Annotated in this window: 24 protein-coding genes and 1 pseudogene; 13 read left to right on the forward strand and 12 right to left on the reverse strand. The window is 71.1% G+C overall.

Annotated elements, in window-relative coordinates; genetic code table 11:
- Nucleotides 1–214: 214 nt before the first annotated feature.
- The 3 genes from ACFV6V_RS01605 (at nucleotide 215) to ACFV6V_RS01615 (ending at nucleotide 3,523) form a co-directional block, all read left to right on the forward strand.
- Nucleotides 215–1,567, forward strand: coding sequence for a glycosyltransferase family 4 protein (locus tag ACFV6V_RS01605; protein ID WP_385557444.1), 1,353 nt, complete (start codon nucleotides 215–217; stop codon nucleotides 1,565–1,567).
- Nucleotides 1,568–1,682: 115 nt separating this feature from the next.
- Nucleotides 1,683–2,444: a class I SAM-dependent methyltransferase gene (locus ACFV6V_RS01610; protein ID WP_385557447.1), complete on the forward strand. Its 762-nt coding sequence runs from the start codon at nucleotides 1,683–1,685 to the stop codon at nucleotides 2,442–2,444.
- On the forward strand, nucleotides 2,441–3,523 hold the full coding sequence (locus ACFV6V_RS01615; RefSeq protein WP_385557450.1) for a prenyltransferase: 1,083 nt from the start codon (nucleotides 2,441–2,443) through the stop codon (nucleotides 3,521–3,523). Before ACFV6V_RS01610 ends, ACFV6V_RS01615 begins: the two co-directional genes overlap by 4 nt.
- A 90-nt stretch (nucleotides 3,524–3,613) precedes the next feature.
- Here the strand turns inward: ACFV6V_RS01615 and ACFV6V_RS01620 are convergent, their stop codons facing one another.
- Nucleotides 3,614–3,904 carry a hypothetical protein gene (locus ACFV6V_RS01620; protein WP_385557453.1) on the reverse strand — a complete coding sequence of 97 codons (291 nt, stop codon included), beginning with the start codon at nucleotides 3,902–3,904 and terminating at the stop codon, nucleotides 3,614–3,616.
- Nucleotides 3,905–4,014: 110 nt separating this feature from the next.
- Between ACFV6V_RS01620 and ACFV6V_RS01625 the strand changes: the two genes are divergently transcribed.
- Together ACFV6V_RS01625 and ACFV6V_RS01630 are read left to right on the forward strand one after the other, a co-directional pair.
- Entirely contained in the window at nucleotides 4,015–4,542 is a 528-nt protein-coding gene (locus ACFV6V_RS01625) for a hypothetical protein (RefSeq protein WP_385557456.1), read from the forward strand.
- A gap of 174 nt (nucleotides 4,543–4,716) precedes the next feature.
- Nucleotides 4,717–5,640 carry a hypothetical protein gene (locus ACFV6V_RS01630; RefSeq protein ID WP_385557458.1) on the forward strand — a complete coding sequence of 308 codons (924 nt, stop codon included), beginning with the start codon at nucleotides 4,717–4,719 and terminating at the stop codon, nucleotides 5,638–5,640.
- Nucleotides 5,641–5,657: 17 nt separating this feature from the next.
- On the opposite strand, the pseudogene ACFV6V_RS01635 reads toward ACFV6V_RS01630, so the two are convergent.
- The 3 genes and pseudogenes from ACFV6V_RS01635 to ACFV6V_RS01645 form a co-directional block, all read right to left on the reverse strand.
- Nucleotides 5,658–5,819, reverse strand: a pseudogene (locus ACFV6V_RS01635) (alpha/beta hydrolase); the annotation flags it as partial.
- Nucleotides 5,820–5,835: 16 nt separating this feature from the next.
- Complete coding sequence (locus ACFV6V_RS01640) at nucleotides 5,836–6,846, reverse strand: LLM class F420-dependent oxidoreductase (RefSeq protein WP_385557461.1); 1,011 nt, start codon at nucleotides 6,844–6,846, stop codon at nucleotides 5,836–5,838.
- 95 nt (nucleotides 6,847–6,941) lie between these two features.
- Nucleotides 6,942–7,778 (reverse strand): hypothetical protein, encoded by an 837-nt coding sequence (locus tag ACFV6V_RS01645; RefSeq protein ID WP_385557463.1) that lies wholly within the window; start codon nucleotides 7,776–7,778, stop codon nucleotides 6,942–6,944.
- Nucleotides 7,779–8,152: 374 nt separating this feature from the next.
- On the opposite strand from ACFV6V_RS01645, the gene ACFV6V_RS01650 reads away from it, so the two are divergent.
- The 3 genes from ACFV6V_RS01650 (at nucleotide 8,153) to ACFV6V_RS01660 (ending at nucleotide 12,180) form a co-directional block, all read left to right on the forward strand.
- Nucleotides 8,153–8,710, forward strand: a complete 558-nt coding sequence (locus ACFV6V_RS01650; RefSeq protein ID WP_385557856.1) for a hypothetical protein — start codon at nucleotides 8,153–8,155, stop codon at nucleotides 8,708–8,710.
- Between the two features lie 120 nt (nucleotides 8,711–8,830).
- Nucleotides 8,831–10,438: a beta-propeller fold lactonase family protein gene (locus ACFV6V_RS01655; protein ID WP_385557466.1), complete on the forward strand. Its 1,608-nt coding sequence runs from the start codon at nucleotides 8,831–8,833 to the stop codon at nucleotides 10,436–10,438.
- Between the two features lie 173 nt (nucleotides 10,439–10,611).
- Nucleotides 10,612–12,180: a beta-propeller fold lactonase family protein gene (locus ACFV6V_RS01660; RefSeq protein ID WP_385557468.1), complete on the forward strand. Its 1,569-nt coding sequence runs from the start codon at nucleotides 10,612–10,614 to the stop codon at nucleotides 12,178–12,180.
- Nucleotides 12,181–12,256: 76 nt separating this feature from the next.
- On the opposite strand, the gene ACFV6V_RS01665 is transcribed toward ACFV6V_RS01660, so the two are convergent.
- The 3 genes from ACFV6V_RS01665 to ACFV6V_RS01675 form a co-directional block, all read right to left on the reverse strand.
- Nucleotides 12,257–13,114: an N-acetylmuramoyl-L-alanine amidase gene (locus ACFV6V_RS01665; RefSeq protein WP_385557471.1), complete on the reverse strand. Its 858-nt coding sequence runs from the start codon at nucleotides 13,112–13,114 to the stop codon at nucleotides 12,257–12,259.
- 15 nt (nucleotides 13,115–13,129) lie between these two features.
- A complete protein-coding gene (locus tag ACFV6V_RS01670) occupies nucleotides 13,130–13,783 on the reverse strand; it encodes a class I SAM-dependent methyltransferase (protein WP_385557474.1) in 654 nt (217 codons plus the stop codon).
- Between the two features lie 77 nt (nucleotides 13,784–13,860).
- Complete coding sequence (locus tag ACFV6V_RS01675; protein WP_385557859.1) at nucleotides 13,861–14,238, reverse strand: ATP-binding protein; 378 nt, start codon at nucleotides 14,236–14,238, stop codon at nucleotides 13,861–13,863.
- A gap of 142 nt (nucleotides 14,239–14,380) precedes the next feature.
- Here ACFV6V_RS01675 and ACFV6V_RS01680 point away from each other — a divergent pair, with 142 nt between their 5' ends.
- The 4 genes from ACFV6V_RS01680 (at nucleotide 14,381) to ACFV6V_RS01695 (ending at nucleotide 17,108) form a co-directional block, all read left to right on the forward strand.
- The gene (locus ACFV6V_RS01680) at nucleotides 14,381–15,229 is read left to right on the forward strand and encodes a helix-turn-helix domain-containing protein (protein WP_385557477.1); all 849 of its coding nucleotides are present in this window, start codon (nucleotides 14,381–14,383) and stop codon (nucleotides 15,227–15,229) included.
- Nucleotides 15,189–15,464: a DUF397 domain-containing protein gene (locus ACFV6V_RS01685; protein ID WP_385557480.1), complete on the forward strand. Its 276-nt coding sequence runs from the start codon at nucleotides 15,189–15,191 to the stop codon at nucleotides 15,462–15,464. Before ACFV6V_RS01680 ends, ACFV6V_RS01685 begins: the two co-directional genes overlap by 41 nt.
- Nucleotides 15,465–15,564: 100 nt before the next feature.
- On the forward strand, nucleotides 15,565–16,725 hold the full coding sequence (locus ACFV6V_RS01690; RefSeq protein ID WP_385557482.1) for a permease: 1,161 nt from the start codon (nucleotides 15,565–15,567) through the stop codon (nucleotides 16,723–16,725).
- A 101-nt stretch (nucleotides 16,726–16,826) separates the two neighbouring features.
- The gene (locus tag ACFV6V_RS01695; protein WP_385557485.1) at nucleotides 16,827–17,108 is read left to right on the forward strand and encodes a hypothetical protein; all 282 of its coding nucleotides are present in this window, start codon (nucleotides 16,827–16,829) and stop codon (nucleotides 17,106–17,108) included.
- Nucleotides 17,109–17,131: 23 nt separating this feature from the next.
- Here ACFV6V_RS01695 and ACFV6V_RS01700 read toward each other — a convergent pair whose 3' ends face one another.
- The 4 genes from ACFV6V_RS01700 to ACFV6V_RS01715 form a co-directional block, all read right to left on the reverse strand.
- On the reverse strand, nucleotides 17,132–19,060 hold the full coding sequence (locus tag ACFV6V_RS01700; protein WP_385557488.1) for a multicopper oxidase domain-containing protein: 1,929 nt from the start codon (nucleotides 19,058–19,060) through the stop codon (nucleotides 17,132–17,134).
- Between the two features lie 2 nt (nucleotides 19,061–19,062).
- The gene (locus ACFV6V_RS01705; RefSeq protein WP_385557491.1) at nucleotides 19,063–19,503 is read right to left on the reverse strand and encodes an SRPBCC family protein; all 441 of its coding nucleotides are present in this window, start codon (nucleotides 19,501–19,503) and stop codon (nucleotides 19,063–19,065) included.
- Between the two features lie 165 nt (nucleotides 19,504–19,668).
- The gene (locus ACFV6V_RS01710; protein ID WP_385557494.1) at nucleotides 19,669–21,006 is read right to left on the reverse strand and encodes a carotenoid oxygenase family protein; all 1,338 of its coding nucleotides are present in this window, start codon (nucleotides 21,004–21,006) and stop codon (nucleotides 19,669–19,671) included.
- Between the two features lie 2 nt (nucleotides 21,007–21,008).
- Nucleotides 21,009–22,289: an MFS transporter gene (locus tag ACFV6V_RS01715; protein ID WP_385557497.1), complete on the reverse strand. Its 1,281-nt coding sequence runs from the start codon at nucleotides 22,287–22,289 to the stop codon at nucleotides 21,009–21,011.
- Nucleotides 22,290–22,509: 220 nt separating this feature from the next.
- Here ACFV6V_RS01715 and ACFV6V_RS01720 point away from each other — a divergent pair, with 220 nt between their 5' ends.
- Entirely contained in the window at nucleotides 22,510–25,173 is a 2,664-nt protein-coding gene (locus ACFV6V_RS01720; protein WP_385557500.1) for an AAA family ATPase, read from the forward strand.
- Here ACFV6V_RS01720 and ACFV6V_RS01725 read toward each other — a convergent pair.
- Entirely contained in the window at nucleotides 25,135–25,509 is a 375-nt protein-coding gene (locus ACFV6V_RS01725; RefSeq protein WP_385557503.1) for a DUF2255 family protein, read from the reverse strand. The genes ACFV6V_RS01720 and ACFV6V_RS01725 overlap by 39 nt on opposite strands.
- Between the last annotated feature and the right edge of the window lie 491 nt (nucleotides 25,510–26,000).

Raw genomic sequence — 26,000 nt, forward strand, 5'->3', positions numbered from 1 at the left:
CGGGCGGCCCGGCATGCGCAGAGCATGCCAGCGCGGTCACCCGTGGCGCGAATCACCTGTTCCAGGCCTTACAGCAGGGCTACCTGCCGGTAGATTCGATGCTCCTTGAACGATCAAGAACGATCAAGTCTGTAACTTGTTCTAGATTAGCGCGAGCGGTTACGCTCCGGCAGAAGCGCAGTCCGGCAAAGGGGCAGTAAGAAGGGGGCCGTGAGTGACCGCTGAGGCCATAGCTGCCGGGCCCCGTCCGGGCGCTGCCGGTGCTGGTGCTGCCGGCGATGCCGACCGACCACTGCGCATCGCCCTCCTGACCTATAAGGGCAACCCGTTCTGCGGCGGCCAGGGCGTGTACGTACGCCACCTCTCCCGCGAGCTCGCCCGCCTCGGGCACTCCGTCGAAGTGATCGGCGCACAGCCGTACCCCGTGGTCGACGAAGACGAGGGCGTGGTCCTCACCGAGCTGCCCAGCCTCGATCTGTACCGTCAGCCAGACCCGTTCCGTACACCCGGCCGGGACGAGTACCGGGACTGGATCGACCACCTCGAAGTGGCCACCATGTGGACCGGTGGCTTCCCTGAGCCGCTGACCTTCTCGCTGCGCGCGCGGCGCCTGCTCGCCGCCCGCCGGGGGGACTTCGACGTCGTCCACGACAATCAGACCCTGGGCTACGGGCTCCTCGGCGACCTGGGCGCCCCGCTCGTCACCACGATCCACCACCCGATCACGGTCGACCGCCGGCTGGAACTCGACGCAGCGCCCACCTGGCGTCGCCGGGCCTCCGTACGGCGCTGGTACGGGTTCACGCGGATGCAGAAGCGGGTCGCCCGCAAGATGCCCTCCGTGCTCACCGTGTCCGGCAGCTCCCGGCAGGAGATCATCGACCACCTCGGGGTACGCCCGGAGCGGCTGCGGGTGGTCCATGTCGGCGCCGACACCGACCTGTTCTCGCCCGACCCCTCGGTCGCCGAGGTCCCCGGGCGGATCGTCACCACCTCCAGCGCGGACGTGCCGCTCAAGGGACTCGTCTTCCTGGTCGAGGCCCTCGCCAAGCTGCGCACCGAGCACCCGGACGCGCATCTGGTCGTGGTCGGCAAGCGCGCGGAGGACGGGCCGGTGGCCCGGATGATCGAGCGGCACGGGCTCGGGGACGCCGTGCGGTTCGTCAAGGGCATCTCGGACGCGGAGCTCGTGGACCTGGTGCGCGGGGCGCAGGTGGCCTGTGTGCCGTCGCTGTACGAGGGCTTCTCGCTGCCCGCCGCCGAGGCCATGGCCACCGGAACCGCGCTCGTCGCCACGACGGGCGGGGCGATCCCCGAGGTCGCGGGCCCGGACGGGGAGAGCTGCCTGGCGGTGCCGCCCGGCGACGCGGACGCGCTCGCCGCCGCACTCGGCAGGCTGCTGGGCGACGTGGAGCTGCGCCGCCGTATCGGCGCCGCGGGGCGGGAGCGGGTGCTGGCCCGCTTCACCTGGGCGCGCGCCGCGCAGGGCACCGCGGAGCTGTACCGCGAGGCGATCGAGGCACAGCAGGCGAAGGCCACCTCCGCGGCCATCGGGAGCGCTCGGTGACCCGCTCGGGCCTCACGACCGTCCCGCACACCGGGGCCGCAAGCCCTCTCCGCACCGCCACAGCAAGCCACGCCCCGCACCAGGGCGTCGTCACCCACCCGGAAGGGCAGACCCCGTGCTGACCGTCGACTTCTCCCGCTTCCCGCTCGCCCCGGGCGACCGCGTACTCGACCTGGGCTGCGGGGCCGGGCGGCACGCCTTCGAGTGCTACCGGCGCGGCGCGCAGGTGGTGGCACTCGACCAGAACGGTGAGGAGATCCGCGAGGTCGCCAAGTGGTTCGCGGCGATGAAGGAGGCCGGTGAGGCCCCGGTCGGCGCGACCGCCACCGCGATGGAGGGCGACGCGCTCAACCTGCCCTTCCCCGACGACTCGTTCGACGTCGTGATCATCTCCGAGGTCATGGAGCACATCCCCGACGACAAGGGCGTACTGGCCGAGATGGTCCGCGTGCTCAAGCCGGGCGGCCGGATCGCCATCACCGTGCCCCGTTACGGCCCCGAGAAGATCTGCTGGGCGCTCTCGGACGCGTACCACGAGGTCGAGGGCGGCCACATCCGCATCTACAAGGCCGAGGAACTGGTCGGCAAGATCCGCGAGGCGGGCCTCAAGCCGTACGGGTCCCATCACGCGCACGCGCTGCACTCCCCGTACTGGTGGCTGAAGTGCGCCTTCGGTGTGGACAACGACAAGGCGCTGCCCGTCCGTGCGTACCACAAGCTGCTGGTCTGGGACATCATGAAGAAACCGCTGGCCACCCGGGTCGCGGAGAACGCGCTCAACCCGCTGATCGGCAAGAGCTTCGTGGTGTACGCGACCAAGCCGCACACCCCCGTGCTGAACGAGACGAAGTCCGGCACCGCGGCGGCCGACCAGTGACCTCACCGGGGAGGACCGAGCACCTCGTCCTGCCGGGGGTCCTGACGGCCGCACAGGCCACCGAGACCGTCGCCGGGATCCGCGCGGTCCAGCGCGAGGACGGGGCGATCCCGTGGTTCCGGGGCCACCACCTGGACCCCTGGGACCACACCGAGGCGGCGATGGCACTGGACGCGGCCGGTGAGCACGATGCCGCCGCCCGCGCCTACGAGTGGCTGGCCCGGCACCAGCTGCCGGACGGTTCCTGGTACGCGGCGTACCACGACGGCGACGCCGGCCAGCCGACCGACCGCAGCCGTGAGAGCAACTTCTGCGCGTACATCGCCGTCGGCGTCTGGCACCACTACCTGGCCACCGGCGACGACATGTTCCTCGACCGTATGTGGCCGACCGTATACGCCGCCGTCGAGTTCGTCCTGCGGCTCCAGCAGCCCGGCGGGCAGATCGGCTGGAAGCGCGAGCCCGTCGAGGCCGGCGACAACGCCGTCCCCGACGCGCTGCTGACCGGCAACGCCTCCGTCTTCCACGCGCTGAGCTGCGCCCTCGCGATCGCCGAGGAGCGCGAAGAGCCACAGCCCGACTGGGAGTTGGCGACCGGTGCGCTCGGGCACGCGATCCGCAGCCACCCCGAGCGGTTCCTGGACAAGTCCCACTACTCGATGGACTGGTACTACCCGGTGCTCGGCGGCGCGGTCACCGGCGCGCAGGCGAAGGAACGCATCGAGGAGCGCTGGGACGAGTTCGTGGTCACCGGGCTCGGTGTCCGCTGCGTGCTGCCGAACCCCTGGGTGACGGGCGGCGAGAGCTGCGAACTGGCCCTCGCGCTCTGGGCGATGGGGGAGTCCGACCGGGCCCTCGAGATCTTGCAGTCCATCCAGCATCTGCGCGCCGACGGCGGTATGTACTGGACGGGTTACGTCTTCGAGGACAAGGCCGTGTGGCCCGAGGAGCTCACCAGCTGGACCGCGGGCTCACTGCTGCTCGCGGTGGCCGCCCTGGGGGGAGACGAGGCGACTACCGCGGTGTTCGGCGGGGAACGTCTGCCGCGCGGACTTGAGCCGGAGTGCTGTCAGGCGTGAACGCACGGCGCTGAGCGGGTTCGGCGAAGTCCGGTGCGGTTCGGCAGCGCCCCGAGGGGGCTGCCGAACCGCGGGGCTCCAGCGGCGCGCTCAGCGCCGCAGCCGTCCCGCCACGGCGTGCCCGATGAAGAGGTACGCGAGCGCGGCGAGGCCGTAACCCGCCACCACCCGCGCCCAGTCGGCGTCGAAGGTGAAGAGGTCGTACGACCAGCCGGCCAGCCACCGAGCCGTCTCCTGGAGGAACTCCACCAGGTCGTTGGTGCGGTTGGCGTCCAGCAGGTACATGATGATCCACAGGCCGATGATGGCGGCCATGACGTCGGCGACGATGGCGATGATCCTCGCCGCCTGGTGCGTGCCACTGCTCTGTCGTAGGGACATGGACTCCGGATTGCCCTTCTTCTTTGAGCCAAACCCGGAGCCGGGTTCACCCGAGTGGCGGATCATCCGGCCCGGGGCGAAGCTGACGGGGGAGGCGAGGGAGGTACGCCATGCGTCACCGTCCGGCCGTGTTCTGCTGCGGACTCGTCGTCGTCCTCACCACCGCGGCCTGCGGAGGCAGCGGCAGCGGTGCGAGCGGCACGGCGACACCGAGCACCTCGGTGCAGGCGCAGAAGTACGCCAAGGCGCGTTTCGTCGCCAACGCGGGTCTCGCGGCGGGCGCGACCTACCAGTGGATCATCAAGCCGTATCGCGCGGGTACGTTCAAACAGGGTGCGGAGGGCCGCAAACTGGCCCTGGTCAAGGCGGGGCTCGCGGGCACGTTCGCCTACAACCGGCTCAGGGCGGCGGTGAACAACGCCAAGGCCGACCCACTGCTCTCCAAGGCGGTGGCCCCGCTGACGGCGGGGATCGACTCGCTCAAGGAGCTGGGGAGCAAGCTCCGCAAAGGCCAGGCGAGCGATGCGGACATCGCGTCCGCGCAGAACGTCATCCAGGACGTCAAGGACGCGGGCCAGAGCGTGGGAGCCACGGTCAAGGAACAGGTGCCTTCCGTGGGGCAGCTGAGCGGCGGCTGAGACGCCGGTCGTCGGGGATCGCGGTGTGACGACCCCTGAAATGCGTCGAAGTGTGTGGTGTGCCCCTTCTACCATCGGTGGCCGTGGAGTTCGGAAGCCGGTGAGGTGGGGGGGGCCGTGGTGAAGTGGCGCTGGGGCAGAAACAGAAGGACGAGCCGCGCGGGTGCGCAGGACGTGGCATCGGCCGCGGCTGAAGCGTCGGCACAGGAGCAGGCACAGAAGCCGGCACGGGAGCGGGCGGAGGATGCCGCAGAGCGGGCCGAGGACGAGCACGTCGCCGAGGCTCCCGGTGAGGCCGAGCGCATCCGCCGCGCCGAGGCCGCCGCCAGGCGGAAGTTCGCCCGTCTGTCGCCCCATGCGGCGGACTGGGTCGAGCAGTGGCAGCCCTGGCTGAGCCGTTCGCCGCTGGCCACTGACCTGATCGTGTGGTCGTGGTACGAGAGCGAGTTGCGCCGCCGCCTCGGTGACCGCACCTACCAGGACCACTTCGCCCGCCTGCTGGCCCAGGCGTCCCCCCGTGACTGTGCCGCGCTGTCCCTCGGTTGCACCCGCCGCACCGACCGTTCGTGCCGTGGTCCGGAGATCTGCGCTCTCGACCCCGACCTCTCCGCCGAACGTCTCCGCCACCGCACGGGCCCGGTTCCGGGAGCCTGCGACTCGTTCGTCGACTTCGACGGTGTCGCGCTCCACATCGACTTCACATCCGACGACCGGCACCGGGCGGTGGTCATGCGGGACCAGGAACGCGGGGGCAGGATGAGCCTCTGGGTGAACGGCGTACCGGCCGCGCACGGGGCTTCGCTGGACTGGGGCGGCTACTGGCTGGACAACCGCCACTACGTCATCCAGGCCGAGGGCCCGGATGACCACCCGGAGCAGGCCCCCATCATGAGCACCCTGTGCTGCGCCATCATGTCGCTGGTCATCCACGACGCCGAGCTGGCCGAGACCCGACTGCTCGTCCCCGAGCCCACGGAGCTGTGGAACTATCCGCAGGTACAGCGGCACGGCGACACGCTGCACGTGTACGCGGACCCCGAAGCCGCCGAGGCCGGGCGACCCGACCGGGTGCTTCCGGTGTCACCGCCGCCGGACTGACCGCCGGCCGCAGCAGCTCAGTTGGCGCAGTACGTGTCCCGCGTGGGCCGCTCGCCCGTGGTCAGGTAGGTGGTGACCGCCCGGTCGCCGCACGCGTCGCCGTTGCCCAGGTATATCCCGTGCCCGCCCTGTTCGACCGCGACCAGACGCGCTCGCTCCCCCAGAGCCCGGCGCATCCCGGCTGAGCATTCGGGGTCAGCCGTTCAACTCCGCGAGCACCCGCAGGGTGTGCGGGTCCGGCGCCGTCACCAGCAGGTCGGTGACCGGGCCCTTGCGCCACAGCTCCAGGCGTTCCGCGATGCGTTCACGCGGACCGATGAGCGAGATCTCGTCGGCGAAGGCATCCGGTACGGCGAGCACCGCCTCGTCGCGGCGGCCTTCGGCGAACAGCCGCTGGATGTGGCGGGCTTCCTCCTCGTAGCCCATGCGTGCCATCAGATCCGCGTGGAAGTTGCGGGCCGCGTGGCCCATGCCGCCGATGTAGAAGCCGAGCATCGCCTTCACCGGCAGCAGCCCTTCGGCGACGTCGTCGCAGACCGCCGCGCGTGCCATCGGGGCGATCATGAAGCCGGGCGGGACGTGTTCCAGCGACGCCTGGTACACGTCCGTCCGCATCGGTGACCAGTACAGGGGCAGCCAGCCGTCGGCGATTCTCGTCGTCTGGGCGATGTTCTTCGGACCTTCGGCGCCCAGCAGGACGGGCAGGTCCGCCCGCAGGGGATGGGTGATCGGCTTGAGGGCCTTGCCGAGACCGGTGCCGTCGTCGCCCTCGTACGGGTGCGTGTGGAAGCGTCCGGCCAGCTCGACCGGGCTCTCGCGGCGCAGTACCTGGCGGATCACTTCCACGTACTCCCGCGTCGCGGTCAGCGGGCTCTGCGGGAAGGGCCTGCCGTACCAGCCCTCCACCACCTGGGGCCCCGACAGGCCGAGGCCGAGCAGCATCCGCCCGCCGGAGAGATGGTCCAGGGTGAGGGCGTGCATGGCCGTGGCCGTGGGGGTGCGGGCTGCCATCTGGGCGATCGCCGTGCCCAGCCGGATGCGGCTCGTGTGGGCGGCGATCCAGGTCAGCGGGGTGAAGGCGTCGGAGCCCCAGGCTTCCGCGGTCCAGACCGAGTCGTAGCCGAGCCGTTCCGCCTCGCGGGCGAGTTCGAGGTGGGCGGGATTCGGCCCGCGCCCCCAGTAGCCGAGTGCGAGTCCGAGCCTCATACCGGATCCCCTCTCTGACGGCTCGTCAGGGTACGCCAACGGCCCCTCGCCCGGAAGACCGGATGGGCGAGGGGCCGTTGGCGTACGACGTCGGGTCAGCCGCGCTGGATACCGGTGGTGTCCTGGAGGACACCGCGGCGGCCGTCCTGGGTCTGCGCCACCAGGGCCTGTCCGCGCTGCTCGACCGCGAGGTACCAGGTGCCGGGAGCCAGCTCGGCGATCGGGGCCATGGAGCCGTCCTCCGCGTACAGCGGACGGGCGACCGGCACGGCGAACCAGTACGGCGTGAAGTCGCCGGACGGGGCCTGGCCGCCGTCCTGCTGCGGCTGGGGCTGCGGCTGCCCGCCGCCATACGCGGGCTGGGGCTGCGGCGACTGCTGGGCCTGCGGGGCCTGGGCCCCGGGGTAGCCGTACCCGCCGCCCTGCTGCGGGCCGCCGGGAGCGCCCGGGTAGCCGTATCCGGCCTGCGGCTGGGCGCCGAAGGGCTGAGGCGCCGCCGGCTTCGGGGCGGGCATCAGCGGGGCCTGGAGCGCGGGGACCAGCGGGCCCGCGACGGCGCCGGCCGCGAGGATCAGCGCGGCGATCAGGCCGAGGATGAGCCCGCTGCCCGCCGCCTGCGACTCGAAGATCCACATCAGCAGCTGCCAGGCCGTGGCGACCGTCAGGACGACACCGGCCTGGGCCAGGTCGAGGCCGGCGACCTTGCGGGGCTGCGACTGCGGCAGCAGGTGCGAGACGACGATCAGCGCGGCCCCGACGATGCCGAGGAAGAACGTGCCCCAACCGAGGAAGTAGGCCAGCCCCCACGCGTTGGGCACCAGGTCGCACGCGGAGCCGGAGCAGTCGGAAGTGTTGAGGAACGAGGCGATGAACAGCACCACCGCTGCTCCGATCACCACGCCATCGCCTCGAGTGAGGGAGCGGATGTTCACGTCTAAGGTCCTTCGTCGGTTATCGCGACTGTCGCGTCGGAGCTGATGAGCTGGTAGCAGAGGTGCGGTACCTCATCATAGGGTCCAACCTATAACCGACTGCGGGAGCATCAGACCCGTTTAATCCGATCAAATGACTGATCGTTGATCAAGCCGCCCTCTCGCGGAACAACATCCATGGGGCTTTCACGGAGGCTTCACTTCCAGGATCGCGCCAGAATGCGGCCGCCCGGGGCGCGGGTGGTGGGGGGTGTGTGTCGCTGGCCGTCCGTAATATGACGAACTGTCATCGGCCGTCCCTTCTTGGTGCTTAATGCACCTTCACGGCAGGTGGTCAGGGTGCGTACAGGCTGACGGTGACCAACAACGGTGAGGTGCCGGCCGACGGAACGGCGATCACCGAGACCGACACCCTCCCGACCGGGCTGACCGCCGGCAGTCTGTCCGGCATGGGCTGTACCTGTGCCGTCGCCACTCTCACTCGCACCCGGATCGATGTCCCGGACGCGGACGGGAGTTACCCGCCGATCAGCCTCACCGTGGACATCGCCGGGAGCGCGCCCACACGGATGACCAACACGGCCACGGTCTCCGGTGGCGGCGCCGCCGACCCCAGTACGGCCACGGCGACCACCATGGTCCAGCGGGCGTCGCCCAAACCCACTCCGAACCGAGGCCGCCGCACCACGGCCGCCCCGGCAAGGGTCACGAACGTCCGGATCACGGCCACGGGCGTCCGAATCACGGACACCGCCCCGGCCCGCGGTAAGCCCGTCGGCTCGACACTTGCCGGTCCCCGGTCCCCGGTCCCCGGCCGCCAGGTCGCCCCTCCGGCACCTGGCGGCCGGGGGCCGCATTGCCTTCACCCCGCTTTCGCGCGGCTTCGGCCAGGTGGACGCATCGGGCCGGGCTTTCATGACTCATACCGGTGATGAGCGGTGTGTCTTCCGGTGGTACGCGGAATGTGGTGCATCGCCGCAATCCGTTCGGACTGTGGGTGCCCTGTGGCGCCCCTGCGGTGACAGTGACCCTGAGACCCGTGGAGGCTTGCCGTGACCAGCAGTCATACCGAGGTGCGCCCGGAGGGGGCAGACGGCCTCGCGCCACCCGCGCCGACGCGGACCGGATCGGGCGTGTGCCGCCGGGGGCGGGGCGGGCTGCTGCGAGCCCTGCTCGCGGGCTTGGTGCTGGTGGCGGGTCTCGCGCTGCCGGCGCTGGCTCCGCAGTCCGCCCAAGCCGTGCCGCCCGGCACGTATGCCTTTGTCGCCAACACCAACAGCGACACCGTGTCGGTGATCGACACGTCGACGAACACGGTGGTGGCCACGGTCCCCGTCGGCGACAGACCTCAGGGCGTGGCGCTGTCGCCGGACGGTACCCGTGTCTACGTCACCAACCAGTTCGGCAATTCGGTGTCGGTGATCGACACCGCTACCGACACGGTGGTGGCGACCGTCACCGTGGGCTCCAGTCCCCAGGGTGTGGCGGTGTCTTCGGACAACAGCCGCGTCTACGTCGCGAACACCGGCAGCGACACGGTGTCGGTGATCGACACGTCCACCAACACGGTCGTGGCGACGATCCCGGTCGGGGACTCCCCGGAGTATGTGGCGGTGTCCCCGGACGGCGCCCGTGCCTATGTGACCAACCTCGGTGACGACACCGTGTCGGTGATCGACACGTCCACCAACACCGTGCTGACCACCGTCGCCGTCGGCTTCCTTCCTGAGGGGATCGCGGTGTCTCCGGACGGCACCCGTGTCTATGTCGCCAACAGCGCTGACGACACCGTGTCGGTGATCGACACGTCCACCAACACGGTGGTGGCGACCGTCCCCGTCGGCGACGACGCGTTCCCGGTCGCGGTGTCTCCCGACGGCACCCGCGTCTACGTGGGGAACGGAGGCGACGACACCGTGTCGGTGATCGACACGTCCACGAACACGGTGGTGGCGACCGTCCCCGTCGGCGACCAGCCGTACGGGGTCGCGGTGTCTCCCGACGGCACCCTCGTCTATGTCACCAGCCTCAGCACGGACACCGTGTCGGTGATCGACACGTCCACCAACACGGTGGTGGCCACGGTCCCCGTCGGCGACCAGCCGTTCGGAGTGGACGTCGGGGTGGTGGCCGCCCCTACGGCTCCGGCGTTCAGGCTGCTGAAGACGGCCGTGGGCGGCTCGTTCGCGGCGGGCGCTCAGGGCGCGTACACGCTGACCGTGACCAACACCGGTGACGGAGCGACCGACGGCAGCACGGTCACGCTCACCGACACGCTCGGTACCGGTCTGACGGCCGTGAGCCTGTCGGGCACCGGCTGGACCTGCACGCTCACCCCGCTGTCCTGCACCCGGACCGATGTCCTCGATGCCGGGGAGAGCTACCCGCCGCTGACCCTGACGGTGAACGTCGCCGCAGACGCTCCGGCGCGGGTCACGAACACGGCCACCGTCACGGGTGGAGGCACCACGGCGACCAGTACGGCCACGACGAACACCACGGTCCGGCGTCCGGAGCCGCCCAAGCCCACCCCGAAGCCGACCCCCAAGCCCAAGCCGCCGCACCACGACCGGCCTGACCACGACCGCCCTGACCACGACCGGCCTGACCACGGGCGCCCTGACCACGGGCGGGATCGCCCCGGACCTCACCAGCGGTAGCCGCACACCGGCTGCTGCTCACGCGCCCCCACCCGGACGTCCGGGTGGGGGCGCGGGTCTGTGTGTCGGTAGGGGCGGTGGAATGCCCTGAGCTGACATGCTCTGTTGCGGTCTGCCGGCATTTCGGTGATGCCGGCGCAGTGACCGTGTTTCTGACCAGCGGGAGGCTTTTCGTGACTGACCGTCATATGGAGGTGGAGTCCGGCAGGGTGGGTGACCGCCTGTCACCGGTGCCGCCACCGGATCGTGGGGTGCGCCGGCGGGGACCGGGTGGGTTGCTGCGCGCGCTGGTTGCCGGTCTTGTGCTGGTGGCCGGCCTCGCCCTGCCCGTACTGACCCCCCAGTCCGCCCATGCCGTGGGGCCCGGCACCTACGCCTACGTCGCCGACTTCGGCTCGGACACCGTGTCGGTGGTCGACACGGCCACGAACACCCTGGTCACCACGATCTCCGTCGGCGACGGACCCCACGGTGTGGCGGTGACACCGGACGCCGGCCGCGTCTATGTCACCAACGCCCTCGGCAACGACGTGTCGGTGGTCGACACGGCCACGGACAGCGTCATCGCCACCATCCCCGTGGCCCTGACCCCGTTCGGTGTGGCCGTCTCCCCGGACGGCAGCCGCGTCTACGTCACCAACGCCAATTCCAGCAGCGTCTCGGTGATCGACACGGCCACGAACACCGTCGTCGCCACCGTCGGGGTCGGGACGGGCCCCCAGGACGTGGTCGTTTCGCCGGACGGCAGTCGCGTGTACGTGAGCAACTCCATCTCCGACACCGTGTCCGTGATCGACACGGCCACCAACACGGTCGTGACCACCATCGGCGTCGTCGACTTCCCCGTCGGTGAGGTCATCACCCCTGACGGCACTCGCGTCTATGTCGCGGGCGGCAACTCGGACGACGTGTCGGTGATCGACACGGCCACGAACACGGTGGTGGACACGATCCCGGTCGGCGACTTCCCTTACGGGGTGGCGGTGTCGCCGGACGGCACGCGCGTCTATGTCACCAACCGCGACAGTGACAACGTGTCCGTGATCGATACGGCGACGAACACGGTGCTGGACACGATCCCCGTAGGTGACGTCCCCTTCGGCGCCGCGGTGTCGCCGGACGGGGCCCGTGTCTATGTCTCCAACCGCGACAGCGACACCGTGTCGGTGATCGACGCGGCGACGAACACGGTGGTGGACACGGTCGCCGTCGGCGACGGGCCCCGGGACGTGGCCGTCGCGGTGGTGCCGGCTCCGACGGCGCCCGCGTGGACGTTGCTGAAGGTGGCGGCCAACGGGGCGTTCGTGGCGGGTGGTCAGGGTTCGTACACGCTGACCGTGACCAACAGCGGTGACGGGGAGACCGACGGCAGCACGGTCACGCTGACCGACACGCTTCCGGCCGGGTTGTCGGCCGTCAGTCTGTCCGGGACGGGCTGGACGTGTGTCCTGGCGACGCTCACCTGCACCCGGACCGATGTCCTGGCCGCGGGTGCGAGCTACCCGCCGCTGACCCTCACGGTCAACATCGCCGCGAACGCGGCGACGCAGGTGACGAACACGGCCACCGTGGCCGGTGGCGGAGCCGCCGACACGAGCACGGCAACCGCGACCAGCACGGTCCAGCGTCCTCAGCCCCCCAAGCCCACGCCGAAGCCGAAGCCGCCGCACCACGACCGCCCGGACCAGGGCCGTCCCGACCACGGTCGCCCAGACCACGGCCACCGCCCCGGACCCCGGTAGCGGTCACGCGCCTCTCACTGCCTCTGCCGCACCGTCACCAGACGGTGTGGCAGAGCGCTGTTCCGCCATCAGCGCCTCAGGCAGAGAGATGGGCGAGGATGCCGTCCGCAAGACCCTGTGCCGCCTTCTGCCGCCACTCGGGGCTCTTCAGCAGCGCCGCGTCCTTCGCGTCGCGCATGTTCCCGCACTCGATGAAGACCTTCGGCACGGTCGACAGGTTGAGACCGCCCAGGTCCCCGCGCACATTCAACCCGGTGCCCTTGCCGATGTAGTTGGAGGGCGCGGTGCCTGTCGCCTTCTTGAAGGCCCCGGCGATGTGCTCGCCGAGCCGGCGCGACGGGCCCACGATCGCCGCCGTGTCCGCGTCCCCGGCCTTCACTTTGGCCGGGAGGATCACGTGGAAGCCGCGGTTGCCCTTGCCGGAGCCATCGGCGTGGACGGATACCACGGCGTCGGCCCCCGCCTTGTTGCCGATACGGGCGCGTTCGTCGATGCAGGGGCCGTACGAGGGGCTGTCACCGTCCTGGGTGAGCCGGACGGTCGCGCCCTGCCGCTCCAGCAGGGTGCGCAGCCGGCGGGCGACATCGAGGGTGAACTCGGCCTCGCTGTAACCGTCGTCGGTGGCCGTCCCGGTGGTGTCGCACTCCTTGCGGCCCGTGCCGATGTGCACCTGCTTGTTGATCTCACGGGTGTGCTTGGAGTTGCCGAGGTTGTGGCCGGGGTCCACGACCACAACCTTCCCGGCGAGTGGACGGGCCTGTGTCGCGGACGGGGCGGCGCCGGACGGTCCGGCGGGCGGCGGCGTGGGTGTCGTACGCGCCGGAGCCGGGGACTGGTTCGGAGCGCTGCCGCTGCCGCCGCAGCCGGTCAGGCACACCGACACGGCGGCGACAAGGGCTGCGGACGCGGCGAGCGGCGTGTTCTTCGAAATCACGTGCGGTCGGCCCGCTCAGATGCCGGGGCCGGTGCGGCGCAGCACCCGCAGCGAGTCCGCGGCGGAGACCTCGGTGAAGGCGCCCGAGGCCAGCGCCCGCAGGTAGATCCGGTACGGGGCCTGCCCGGTCCACTCGTCCACGGGGTCCGGGAAGACATCGTGGATCACCAGCAGCCCGCCGTCCGCGAGGTGCGGCGCCCAGCCCTCGTAGTCGTTGGTGGCGTGCTCGTCGGTGTGGCCGCCGTCGATGAAGACCAGACCGACCTTGCCGCCCCACACCTTCGCCACCTGCGGGGACCTGCCCACGACCGCGATCACATGCTCCTCCAGGCCCGCCTTGTGCAGGGTGCGGCGGAAGGTGGGCAGCGTGTCCATCAGGCCGACCTCGGGGTCCACGACCTCCGGATCGTGGTAGTCCCAGCCCGGCTGCTGCTCCTCGCTGCCCCGGTGGTGGTCCACCGTGATCGCCGTCGTCCCCGCCTCGCGCGCGGCGTCCGCCAGCAGGATCGTGGACCGCCCGCAGTACGTGCCGACCTCCAGCAGCGGCAGCCCGAGCGCCCCGGCCGCCACCGCCGCCTCGTACAGGGCGAGCCCTTCGCCGACGGGCATGAAGCCCTTGGCCGCCTCGAAGGCTGCGAGGGTCTCCGGCTTGGGGGCGGCGGGGGCCATGGTTCCTCCGGCTGGGGCGGGGCTGAGCTGGTCTGCTGGGCTCACATCGTAGGCCGCGCCCGGCCCGGGTCCTCGCCTCAGGTCGCCGCGCCGGTCTTCGCATCGCACTCGAACCAGACCACCTTGCCGTCCGGCTGGTCCCACACCCCCCACCGGTCGGTCACGGCCTCCACCAGCAGCAGCCCCCTGCCGCCCTCGGCGAGCGGGTCCGGGTCTCGCACCGGCCGCACCGGGTGCGGGGAGCCGTCGGTGACCTCGACCCGCAGGCCCTCCGGCTGCTTCAGGATCAGCGTGGTGCAGTGCCGCCCGGGGACGTGCCGGACGACGTTCGCCACCAGCTCGGTCAGGGCCAGCTCGGCCGGGTCGGTGAGCTCCGCCAGGCCCCAGCGCTCCAGGAACAGCCGCAGGATGCGCCGCAGATGACCGGCCGAGTGCTCACCGACGGTGATGCCCATCCGGTAGCAGTTCGAGATTTCCCCTCGTGAGGGGTCAGTTGCGTGCTTCACGTCACCAGCGTGCAGCGGAACGCTTACGCTCGGCTACGTACCGAAACCAACGCCGCACGGCGTCAGCTTGGGGAAGCTGGTGGTCTGCCTCATGGCCAACATCCGGAATCTCGATCCGAGCGCCTCACCACTCGACTACTACGGCGCGGAGCTGCGCAGACTCCGCGAGGAAGCGGACATGACGCAGGACGACCTGGGCGGTGTCGTCTTCTGCACGGGCTCGCTGATCGGCCAGATCGAGACGGCTCGCAAGGTCCCGACGAGGGAGTTCAGCGAGCGGGTTGACGCGGCGCTGATGACGGGCGGGCTGTTCTCGCGGCTGCTGGGGCTTGTGCTGCGCAGCCAGCTGCCGAACTGGTTCCAACCGTACGCGGAGTTGGAAGCCAAGGCGGCGTACATCAGCTCCTTCCAGGCGCAGTTGGTTGACGGGCTGCTCCAGACTCCGGAGTACGCGCGTGCGGTGCTGGGTGTACGGGAGCGGGAGGACCTCGACGCGGATGTGGCCGCCCGGATGGAGCGCCAGCGCATCCTGGACCGCGCACGCCCGCCGCTGGTCTGGGTGGTGATGAGCGAGGCCGTGCTCTACCAGGAGATCGGCGGCGGGGACGTGATGGGGGAGCAGCTCGCCCATCTGCTGGAGGTGGGCAGCCGCGACTGGCTCAAGATCCAGATCCTGCCCTTCACAGCGGGCGCCCATGCGGGTCTGATGGGTTCGTACTACCTGCTGCGGTTCGACGACGACCCGGATGTGTTCTACACGGAGGACTTCGTCCAGGGGCATATGACGGCCAATTCCGAAGCCCTCAGGGAGGGTTCGCTCCGTTACGATCACCTTCAGGCCGCGGCCCTCTCCGTGGAGGAATCGGCGGCACTGATCGCCCGCGTAATGGAGGAACGGTATGGGCACGACCCGGATTCTGACGCACGCAGCGTGGCGTAAGTCGTCCTACAGCAGCGACACGGGCGGCGCGTGCGTCGAGTGCGCCCCCCTCGGTGCCGCCGCCTGGCAGAAGTCGTCCTACAGCGGCGACACCGGCGGCGCGTGCGTAGAGATCGCCGCCCAGCCCTGCCGTGTCGCCGTCCGCGACTCCAAGGACCCGGAGCTCCCGGCCTTCGCCGTCACCCCGACCGCCTTCGCGGCCTTCGTCACCGCCGCCGCCGAGGGCGCGCTCTGACCCGAGCCTGACCACGGCGCGGGCCGCCATTCAGGGTGGATGGCGGCCCGCCGCCGTGTCTCCGGCCGCCCCCGGAGCCTGTACCGCCAGGCTGTGCGGCATGAACGCCGCAGTCGACGCCGTGCTGCACGCCCTGGCCCTCACCGGGTCCATGGCCTGGGAGATCACCTGGGCCCTGATCCTGGGCTTCGCCCTGTCCGCCGTCGTCCAGGCGGTGGTCCGCAAGGCCACCGTCGTCTCCCTCCTCGGCGACGACAGCCCCAGGAGCCTGGCTCTGGCCGCCGGGTTCGGAGTCGCCTCCTCGTCCTGCTCCTACGCGGCCGTGGCGCTCGCCCGTTCCCTGTTCCGCAAGGGCGCCGACTTCACCGCCGCGATGGCCTTCGAGATCGCCTCCACCAATCTCGTCGTGGAACTCGGGGTGATCCTGGCGCTGCTCATGGGCTGGCAGTTCACGGCCGCCGAATTCGCGGGCGGACCCATCATGATCGTGGTGCTGGCGGTGCTGTTCCGGCTGTTCCTGCGCGAGCGGCTGCTGCGCGAGGCCCGTGAGCAGGCCGAACACGGACGGGCGGGCTCCATGGAAGGCCATGCGGCGATGGACATGTCCATCCCGAGCGAAGGCTCCTTCCGGCGTCGGCTGCTGTCGGGCGCGGGCTTCACCGCGACCTCGCACGTCTTCGTCATGGAGTGGGCCGCGATCATCCGCGATCTGGTGCTGGGCCTGCTCATCGCCGGGGCTGTCGCCGCCTGGGTGCCGGACTCCTTCTGGTCGGCGTTCTTCTTCGAGGGACATCCGCTGGCCGCCAAGCTCTGGGGCCCTCTGATCGGGCCGCTTGTCGCCATCGCCTCGTTCGTGTGCTCGGTCGGCAACGTGCCGCTCGCCGTGGTGCTCTGGAAGGGCGGGATCAGCTTCGGCGGGGTGATCGCCTTCATCTTCGCCGACCTGCTGATCGTGCCGATCCTCAATATCTACCGGAAGTACTACGGGGCGCGTATGACCGCCTTCATCCTGGTCACCTTCTACGCCTCGATCGTCGCCGCCGCCTACGTGGTCGAGTTCGTCTTCGGCGCCCTCGGGGTCATCCCGGACAACACCACCGCGACGATCCCTGACGAAGGGGTGTCATGGGACTACACGACGTGGCTGAACATCGCGTTCCTGCTGCTCGCGGCGGTCTTCGCAGTGCGCTTCCTGCGGACCGGCGGCCTGGGCATGCTGCGCGCGATGGGCGGCGGCCCGCCGGGAGCCGAAAAGGGCTGATGTCCGCCCGGGGGTGCGCTCGGACGATTTGGTCCACCATGGTCTCACCGCGCTTGTTCGATTAGTCGTCCGTTCGACCCCGGCACCGTTGCGGAGGCGCCATGGACACGTTCGCCACGTGGACCACTCAGGGAATCATCGCCGGCTCGGGCGGTGTCATGACCACCGAGGGCGGCCCCATCACCGGCGACCTGACGGTGCACACCACCTGGATCGACGGCCAGGCCCAGGTGACCGTGCAGCACACCGGCGCCTCGGAGTGGTACGCCATGGAGGGCAGCCCCGTGACCGCCTCCGATGAGCCCACCGCCCGCCATGTGCACCAGGCGGCCGTGGAGGCGGTCAAGGAAGGCGGTGGCAGCGCCTTCCACTTCCCCGTCTGACGCCTCGGTCCCACAGGGCCCTCTCAGTGCGCCGGGCCGTGGTAGGGAGTGGTGACATCGTCGTAGGCCACGTGCATGACCATGCCGCTCTCGGCGTGTTCGAAGTTGTGGCAGTGGTCCATCCACACACCGGGGTTGTCGGCGCTGAAGTCGATCTCGTAGCTCTCACCGGGGGCGACGTTCAGGGTGTCGGTCCACCAGGTGCTGCCCGTGACGGCCTCGCCGTTGCGCGAGATCACCCGGATCCGGTGGCCGTGCAGGTGCATGGGGTGGTCGATGATCCCCCGGGCGGTGATGCGCATCCGCACCCGGTCGCCCTCGCGGACCATCAGGGTCGGCACGGCCGGGGAGAGGCGGCCGTTGATCGTGTCCGTGTAGGTGAACGAGCCTCCGCCGAAGCCGAAGCCGAAGCCGTTGTCCAGTACGAGGTCGAAGTCGCGATCGTAAGGACCGCCTTCGGGCTCCGGGCCGGTCGGCTCGCCGTACGACAGGCGGTCGAAGAGATCGCCCTGCTCCAGCGCGGCGGGTGCGGCGCGCCCGTCAGGGCTGAAGGCGAGGGCCGCCTCATTGGGGATCTCGGAAGTGTCCAGCCGTAGCGTCACCACGCCGTCCGGCATGGTGAAGGCCACGTCGTAGCGGCCGCCCGCAGCGAGGAGCAGGTCCGTTCCGGGCTTCAGTTCTCCCGGTTCGCCGATCGGGTTGCCGTCGTGGGCGGTGACCCGGAACGGGGTGCCGCCGAGCAGGATCCGGTGCGGCTCCTTGGAACTGTTGATCAGCCGGAGCACCACCTGGCGGCCGGCCGGGACCGCGCGGCGTTCGGCACTGTCGGTTGTGCCGAAGGCGCCGATCTGGTCCTCTCCGCCCGGCCACAGGTGGGTGAACACGTTGTGCTGCACACCTTGCTGGCCGTCCTCCACGATCAGCGCACCGAACAGGCCGCGCTCCACGGAGCGTTCGGCGTCCCGGTGCGTGTGGTACCAGTACGTGCCGGTGCGGTCGGGTACGAAGCGGTAGACATGTCTCCCGCCGGGGCCGACCGCGTTCTGGGTGACGCCCGGCACCCCGTCCTCCGCGTTGGGTACGTCCACGCCGTGCCAGTGCAGCGTGACGCCCTCGGTCACATTCTTGTTGACCAGGGTGACCTCGACCAACTGGCCTTGCGTTACGCGCAGTTCGGGGCCGGGGCTGGTTCCGTTGAAGGTGAGTGCGTCGACCGCCCTTCCCGACGACAGCCGTACGGCGCCGTGCGCGGCGGTCAGGGTGAAGCGGGCGTCGGGGGTGCCGTCGCGCGGGCCGGTCAGCGCGTCCACGGAGCGCATGGCAGACGCCCCGGCCCCGTGTCCGTGGCCCATGGCGTGCACGGAGTGCCCGGCGCGCTCCGGGCCGCCGCCCCAGTCCGTCGTCGGGGACCCGCTGACCAGGAACAGGCTGCCCAGCGCGGCCGCGGTGACCATCGCGGCGGCACCGGAGAGCCAGGGCAGCCGGGCCAGGCGGCCGCCGCGGGAACGCCGGTCGCCGAGCAGGAGGGAGGCCCCGATCGTGGTGGCCAGCACAAGTGCCGACGCCCCGGCCGCGACCGGCAGATCCTGAGGGCCGGGCGGGACGTACAGGAAGAAGAAGGACAGCCAGGCACCCATCGCCGTGGTGTGTGCGGCAACGGCGGTGCGCCGCAGCAGCGCCCACGCCAGCGGCAGCACCACGACGGGCAGGCCGAGCAGGAAGCGGTGGGTGACCAGCTGCCACCCGCTGGTCGCCAGCAGCAGTACCGCGACCGCGAGCCGGGCGGCGACGACCGCGGCGGTGACGTACAGGACGAGCGGACTCCGCCGTGCCTCGCCCTGCTGCGGTGCGGGCTGTGCCTGGCTTCGGCCGGCCCGGCGGCCCAGCAGGCCGCCGGCGATCGCCAGCACGAGGGCCAGTATCAGATCGGTGAGGAAGAGAGGCTCGGCCACTGCTACTCCGCCGCCTTCTTCAGGGCGTCGAGCCAGGTGCCGAGGGAGTCGTTCAGCGCGGCGGCGAGGTTGTCCCGGTCGGCGTCGACCGGCGCGCCCGCCCAGGACTCGCGAGTGCGGACCACGACGCCGTCGCCGTCCTCGGTGAAGGTCCACTCGTGCACGCCGGTGATGCCGTGCGCGGGGCCGCCCCACAGGATGCGGTGCGATGCGTCGACCGCGTAGACGGTGGAGTCGATGGACAGGCCCGCGGTCACCCAGTGGAAGGTGGCGCCGGGAGCGACGGGGCTGTCGAGCCGGGCCTCGGTGATGGCGGACAGCCATGCGGGCCAGGAGCCGATGTCGGTGTGCAGCTGCCAGACCCGGTCGAGAGGAGCGGCGATCCGGATGGTGTGGTCGGCGACGATGGGGGCGTTCTCGTCGATGGTCGTGGGGTAGGTCATGGCGCTTCCTCGGCGTCGGGTGCCCGGACGGCCGCTGGGGGCAACGGCGGCCCGGGCGGCTCGGGTGGTTTCGGAAAGGCAGGTGGGTGCGGTTCGGTGTGGGGCCCGGACCGCCGTTGAGGGGGGAGTCAGCGGCGGTCCGGGCGGTCAGGGTGGTCAGGCGGGTCAGGCGGGGAGCTCGGTGTCGGGGATCCAGTCGCCGTGGATGCCGGCGGGGACCCTGCGGGGGAGTTCGACGGCGGCCACTGTGCTCAGGTCGTTCGCGTCCAGGACCAGCAGTTCCGAGGCGTCGGCCTTGAGGTCGCTGACGATGGTGATCAGGTAGCCGTCGTCCTCGGCGGTCCCGCCCGCGGCGGGCGCGAAGACGGCCTCGCCGGGCATCCGGCCCTCGCCGTGCGCGAGCAGCTGCTCCTGGCCGGTGCGGTTGTCGAGCTTGACGGTGTGGTAGCCCGACAGGCCCGCGCCGGGGAAGGCGATGGCGTAGCTGTAGCGGTAGTCGGAGCCGGTGAGGGCCTCGTTGATCGAGGGGAACTCGGTGACCAGGTTGTTGAGGGACTCGGTGGTGACCTTGCCCGTGGCCGGGTCGATGATCCACCGGTGGAAGGTGGAGCCGGCGTCGGGGTTGGTGCCGTAGCCGGGTGCGCCGACCCACCACTTCCACGAGTTCTCCCAGGCGGAGCGGTCGAAGCGCGGTGCTTCGAGGACGATCCGGCCCTGCGTGTCGGTGTAGGCGTTGGCGATGTGCAGCAGTGCCGCCTGGTCGGGGGCCTCGAACCAAGTGGTGCTGCCGCCGTTTCGGGGCATGACGCCGATGCGCAGGGGGACGTCGTCGTGCCAGCGGTAGGGGATGCCGGAGTGTTCGGCGTGGTCGAAGACCACCGGCGAGTTGATGAAGACGACGTGCTCGCGGGTGATGGCGAAGTCGTGCATGAGCGAGGGTCCGGAGCCGTCGATGATCTCGGACCTGACGATGGCGCCGGAGGCGTCGGCCACGTAGTACGTCAGGTACGGCGGGAAGGGGCTGTAGCTGAAGAAGTGCAGCTCGCCGGTCTCGGGGTCCTCCTTCGGGTGGGCGGTCATCGAGCTGGTGAGCTTGCCGCCGAAGTCGTGGACGCCGATCGTGTCGAGGTCGGCGCTGACCTCGTAGGGCAGGTTCGCCTCCTGGAGGGCCAGGTAGCGGCCCCCGTGGAAGATGATGTTGGTGGCGGCGGCGCTGACCTCGAGCTCGGTTCCGGTGAACGGCACGCCGTCGAGGAAGGGGGTGCGTACCCAGCGGTTGCGGTACCACTCGGCCCGGCCGTCCTTTAGGCGGACTCCGTGGAGCATGCCCTCGCCGCGGAACCAGTGGGTGGGCGTGACACCCGGCTTCGGGTTGTGGCCGTTGCGGAAGTAGCGGCCGTTCAGCTCGGGCGGGAGGGTGCCGCGCACCTTCAGACCGTGGCCGGTGATCTCGTCGGTGACGGGGGTGAAGTGGCCGCTGATGTAGGGCTTGTCCAGAGACATGTTCAGGCCTTTCGGGTCGAGAGAGCCGAGATGAGGACGGTCAGGGCGGCACAGGCCAGGAAGGCCGCGCCGGAGGAGGGAAGCAGGGTCAGGAAGGACAGACCGACGGCTCCGCCGATCTGCCGGGTGGCGTTGACCAGCCCGCCGGCCAGGCCGTTGTCGGCGGCCGGGACGCCCGTGGAGGCCATCGCGGTGAGCCGTACGAAGGCCACCCCGAGACCGGCGCCGATGAGGAGCGTCGGACCGAGCAGATCCGCGAGGAAGGTGCCGTCAGCCGGGGTCCGGGACAGCCAGGCCAGTCCGGTCGCGAGGACCAGCAGGCCCAGGGGGAGCACACGGCGGCCGGGGACCTTGCCGGTGACCCACGAGGAGAGCGTGATCATGAGGGCGAGCGGAAGCTGGGTCAGCCCGGCCTCCAAAGGCGAGTAGCCGAGGGCGCGTTGCTGGTAGAGGGGCAGGAAGTAGAACAGTCCGAGCCAGACCGCGCCCAGCAGGGCCATCAGCACGTTGGGCACCGCCACCACGCTCATCCGCGCTGGCAGCAGCGGGTCGGCGGACCGGCGCTGGAGCACCACGAACAGGCCGAGCAGCGCCAGACCGATCACGGCCAGTGGCCAAGGGCCCGACAGGCCGTAGGTGAGCGCGACCAGCCCCGCCGTCACCGTCACCGTGCCCGGCGCGTCCAGGCTTCCGCCACGCGGCCGGTCGGCCACGACCAGCCGCCAGGTGGCCACCAGCACGGCCAGGGCGAGGGGCACCATCACGACGAACACCGCACGCCAGCCGTACAGGCTGGTGAGCACACCGCTCAGCAGCACCCCCGCCGCACCGCCGGCACCGGAGACCGCGCCCCACACTCCGAGCGCGGTGCCACGTCGCTCCCGGCCGGAGTAGAGCGTCAGCACAAGGGCCAGCGCCGTCGGCGCCAGCAAGGCGGCGCCGATGCCCATCACCGCCCTGAAGGCGATCAGCGCGATCGCCGTGGGCGCCAGTGCCGCGCCCAGGGCGGAGGCGGCGAACAGGCCGGTGCCGAGCAGGAACACGCGTCGCAGGCCGTAGACGTCGCCTGCGCGTCCTCCCGGCAGCAGCAGCGCGCCGAAGACCAGTACGTAGGCGTTGACCGTCCACGCCTGGCCTGTGTCCGTCAGATCGAGTCCGGCTCGGATCTGCGGCAGGGCGACGTTCACGATCGACGTGCTCAGCACGACCAGGAACTGGGCCGTGGCCAAGACCGCCAGCGGTATCCAGCTGGTGGTGGTCCGTTGCGTTGCGGTGCGGGTCATGGCTAGACACTCGCAGCGGGGGGCCACCGCTCGCGTCGGTAGTCATCGCCTATACGACGTCCTGCGGGAGAGCCGTAGGCGACTGCGGTCGTTCCCTGGGCGTCCGTGGTCGTGCGTGAACCCCCTGCGGTCGTCCGTGGATCCGCCCGCGGTCGTTCCCGAACCCCCTGCGGTCGTCCCGGAATTCCCCTGCGGCGCACGACCGCATAGATTTTCAGACATGCCCGAGACATATACGGATGTGCTGTTCGGTCGTCAGGACGAGACACGCCAGCTCGACGCCCTCCTCCAAGAGGCACGGGAGGGCCGGGGCGGCGCCCTGGTGCTGCGCGGTGAGCCGGGCATCGGCAAGAGCGCGCTGCTGCGTCATCTGGACGAGGCCGCGACCGGATTCCTCGTGATGCGGGCGTCCGGCGCCGAGTTCGAGATGGAGCTGCCGTTCGCCGCGCTGCATCAGTTGCTCGCGCCCGTGACCGGCCGGCTGACCGCGCTGCCCGCGCCGCACCGCAAGGCGCTGGAGATCGCATTCGGTCTCGACAGCGGTGCACCCGATCCGTTCCTGGTCGGCGTCGCGTCACTGGGTCTCCTGGCGGAGACCGTGCGGGAACGCCCGCTCCTGTGTGTCGTCGACGACGCACAGTGGCTGGACCAGGCGTCCGCCAAGGCGCTGGCCTTCCTGGCCCGCCGGGTCTCGGCCGAGTCGATCGCCCTCGTGTTCGCGGTGCGCGAGCCGAGCCGGCTGCCCGAACTGGACGAGCTGCCCGGCCGTTCGCTCCAGGGCCTTGGCGAATCGGAAGCACGCGCGCTGCTGGCCGCAGCGGTCCGCGCCCCGCTGGACGAGCGGGTACGCGACCGCATCCTGGCCGAGGCGCGCGGCAACCCCCTCGCGCTGGTGGAGCTGCCCAGGACGGCCGGGCTCGCCGGGATGGCGGGCGGATTCGCCCAGCCCGAGTCGGTACCCGGCGTGATCGAGCAGAGCTTCCGGTCCCGGCTCGAGCTCCTGCCGCCGGCGGCCCGGCTGCTGGTGACCGTCGCCGCCGCCGACCCGATCGGCGACCCCGGTCTGCTGTGGCGTGCGGCCGAACTCCTCGGCATCGACGCGGCGGCCGCCACTGAGTCCGTCGCGCTGGTCGAATTCGGCACCCGGATCCGGTTCAGCCACCCCCTCGCCCGCTCGGCCGCCTACCGCGCCGCTGCACCGGACGAGCGGCGCAGGGCGCACGAGGCGCTGGCCGCCGTGACCGACCCGGTCGCCGACCCCGACCGGCGGGCCTGGCATCGTGCCCAGGCCAGTGCCGGCCCGGACGAGCAAGTCGCCGCCGAGCTCGAAACCTCCGCCACCCGCGCCCAGGAACGCGGCGGTGTCGCGGCGGCGGCGGCCTTCCTCGAACGCTCGGCCGCGCTCACGATCAGCCCCGTCCAACGCGTCGAGCGGGTCCTCGCCGCGGTCCAGGCCAAGCTCTCGGTGGGCGACTTCGACACGGCGGCCGACCTGCTCACCACCATCGGGACCGGCGATCCGAGCCAGGCCGCCAGGGCCGACCTGCTCCGCGGCAGGCTGTCGTTCGTGCGCCGCCGGGGGGACGAGGGCCCCACGGCGTATCTCCTGCGGGCCGCCGCCACGCTGGCGGCCACCGACCCCGCCCGGTCGCGGGAGTGCTATCTGGACGCCATCGAGATGGGCCTTCTGCTCGGCGGCCTCGACCACGTGGTGGAAGCCGCCAGGAAGGCCCCGCCGCCGGGCGAGCCGGCGTCGGGCGCGGCAGCGGTCCTGACCGGCCTGATCAGCCTGGTCAGCGACGGGCATTCGGCGGCGGGGGAGATCCTCAGGCCGGTCGTCGGCGACGCCGACGACGAGGTGTGGGCCAGGCGGCCGTCACTGGGATTCATGGTGGCGACCGAGCTGTGGAACTTCGACGCCCTGCACGGCATCGCCACCCGTGCCGTCGCGGCCGGCCGGGAGTCGGGCTCCTTCCACGCGCTGCCCATCGGACTGGCCATGCAGGCCACCGCGAGCGTGCACACGGGCGACTTCGGCGCGGCGATGGAGCTGATCTCCGAGGAAGAGGCGATCGCCGACGCCACCGGCGCGGCGCCGCTGGTCTACCCACGCCTCCACCTGGCCGCGCTGCGCGGGCGGCGCAAGGAAGCCGTCGAACTGTTCGCGTCGGTCGACCAGCGGATGAGCCTCAGTGTGCAGTGGGCGACGGCCGTGCTCAGCAACGGCCTGGCCGACTATCCGGCCGCGCTGAAGGCGGCGCGGCAGGCGGTCGAGTACGGCGCCGTCGGCACGGCGGGCCTCGCCCTGCCCGAGCTGGTCGAGGCGGCCATGCGGTGCGGCGAGACCGAGGCCGCCGCCGCGGCCCTCGCCTCCCTCACGGAGCGGACGCAGGCCGGCCGGCACGCGTGGGGCCTCGGTGTCGAGGCTTGTGCGCGGGCCCTGGTGACCGAGGACGAGTCCGCCTACCAGGAGGCGATCGGCCTGCTCGACGGCAGCGCACTGGCCGTCTACCGGGCCCGGGCACGTCTGCTGTACGGGGAGTGGCTGCGCCGCCAGGGCCGACGGCGTGACGCCAGGTCCGCGCTGCGGCTGGCGCACGAGTCGCTGTCCGACCTCGGTATGGAGGCGTTCGCCGAGCGCGCCGCCGGCGAGTTGCGCGCCACGGGCGAGCAGGCCCGCAGCCGCACGGCGAAGGCATCGGACCAGCTGACGATGCAGGAGGTGCACATCGCGCGCCTGGTCGCCGACGGCGCCACCTCCAAGGAGGTGGCGGCGAAGCTGTTCCTCAGCCCGCGGACGGTCGACGCGCACCTGCGCAACATCTTCCGCAAACTCGGGCTCACCTCACGCAGGCAACTGCGGGACCTGCCCGACATTCGTTAGCCGCATGGTGGTGGCCGCGGCCTCGTGCGCGTTCATCGACTCCACGGGGCCGGGCCAGCTCAGCCCGTACTTGGCCCGGTAGGCACCGGAGACGCGCTGGACGAGCGCGAGGTCCTCCACCGGCTGGAGGCTGACGGACAGCCGGACCCCGGCCACCTCCACCTCCGTGTCCGCATGCCGCAGCACCCGGCGGTACCAGGCACTGCGCGGCCCGAAGGCCGAGCGGACGTACGCCTCCCCGTCGAGCACCACCACCCAGACCGTCCTGGCCGACCACCGACCGTCCGCATGCCGTACCCACAAAACGATCTCCGCGTCATTCATGACAGTGTTCATGGACCAACCTTCACCGCGCCGGCGGTGCGTACGCGTCGGTGGTCATCGCCTAGATGGGTGGGCTTCGCCGATGCGCGGGCGGGGCTCTCGCGACGAGGCTGCATGCCATGACGAACACCGACCCGAACCCCGCAGGCGCCAATAGTCCGTGCGCCGGCAGTCGGCCTTGTCGTCGCCGGTGATGTCGAGGCCGGGGTACTGAGTCGGTGCCGGTACCGCCATGTGTCAGGGATCTTCCCCGCACCCTTGAGATGGGTGCGGGGAAGAACCGGAGATCATCCCCGCCGCTCAGATGATGCGGTACGTTCCCCAGCCGGTGCCGGCCTGGTAGCGGGTGCCGAGAGCCTCCATGCCGGGCTTTCCGGTGCCGGGGTAGACCCACAGGGTGCCGTCGGACGCCTGTCAGCGGTGGACTTCGAGGTTCGTCAGGGCGATCAATGCGCGCTGGAGCCGAGTGGCGCGGGCGGGGTCGGTGCGGAGTTCAGTGAGTG

Origin of the sequence: Streptomyces sp. NPDC059828 (genome assembly GCF_042731955.1) — a bacterium.
Classification (GTDB): Bacteria; Actinomycetota; Actinomycetes; order Streptomycetales; family Streptomycetaceae; genus Streptomyces.

What these genes read in the sequence shown, in the direction of transcription:
- ACFV6V_RS01620 (WP_385557453.1), bottom strand. Translation starts at nt 3,904, where the DNA reads ATGTCCCTACGACAGAGCAGTGGCACGCACCAGGCGGCGAGGATCATC.
- ACFV6V_RS01625 (WP_385557456.1), top strand. Translation starts at nt 4,015, where the DNA reads ATGCGTCACCGTCCGGCCGTGTTCTGCTGCGGACTCGTCGTCGTCCTC.
- ACFV6V_RS01640 (WP_385557461.1), bottom strand. Translation starts at nt 6,846, where the DNA reads ATGAGGCTCGGACTCGCACTCGGCTACTGGGGGCGCGGGCCGAATCCC.
- ACFV6V_RS01670 (WP_385557474.1), bottom strand. Translation starts at nt 13,783, where the DNA reads ATGGCCCCCGCCGCCCCCAAGCCGGAGACCCTCGCAGCCTTCGAGGCG.
- ACFV6V_RS01675 (WP_385557859.1), bottom strand. Translation starts at nt 14,238, where the DNA reads ATGGGCATCACCGTCGGTGAGCACTCGGCCGGTCATCTGCGGCGCATC.
- ACFV6V_RS01680 (WP_385557477.1), top strand. Translation starts at nt 14,381, where the DNA reads ATGGCCAACATCCGGAATCTCGATCCGAGCGCCTCACCACTCGACTAC.
- ACFV6V_RS01685 (WP_385557480.1), top strand. Translation starts at nt 15,189, where the DNA reads ATGGGCACGACCCGGATTCTGACGCACGCAGCGTGGCGTAAGTCGTCC.
- ACFV6V_RS01690 (WP_385557482.1), top strand. Translation starts at nt 15,565, where the DNA reads ATGAACGCCGCAGTCGACGCCGTGCTGCACGCCCTGGCCCTCACCGGG.
- ACFV6V_RS01695 (WP_385557485.1), top strand. Translation starts at nt 16,827, where the DNA reads ATGGACACGTTCGCCACGTGGACCACTCAGGGAATCATCGCCGGCTCG.
- ACFV6V_RS01705 (WP_385557491.1), bottom strand. Translation starts at nt 19,503, where the DNA reads ATGACCTACCCCACGACCATCGACGAGAACGCCCCCATCGTCGCCGAC.
- ACFV6V_RS01710 (WP_385557494.1), bottom strand. Translation starts at nt 21,006, where the DNA reads ATGTCTCTGGACAAGCCCTACATCAGCGGCCACTTCACCCCCGTCACC.
- ACFV6V_RS01715 (WP_385557497.1), bottom strand. Translation starts at nt 22,289, where the DNA reads ATGACCCGCACCGCAACGCAACGGACCACCACCAGCTGGATACCGCTG.
- ACFV6V_RS01720 (WP_385557500.1), top strand. Translation starts at nt 22,510, where the DNA reads ATGCCCGAGACATATACGGATGTGCTGTTCGGTCGTCAGGACGAGACA.
- ACFV6V_RS01725 (WP_385557503.1), bottom strand. Translation starts at nt 25,509, where the DNA reads ATGAACACTGTCATGAATGACGCGGAGATCGTTTTGTGGGTACGGCAT.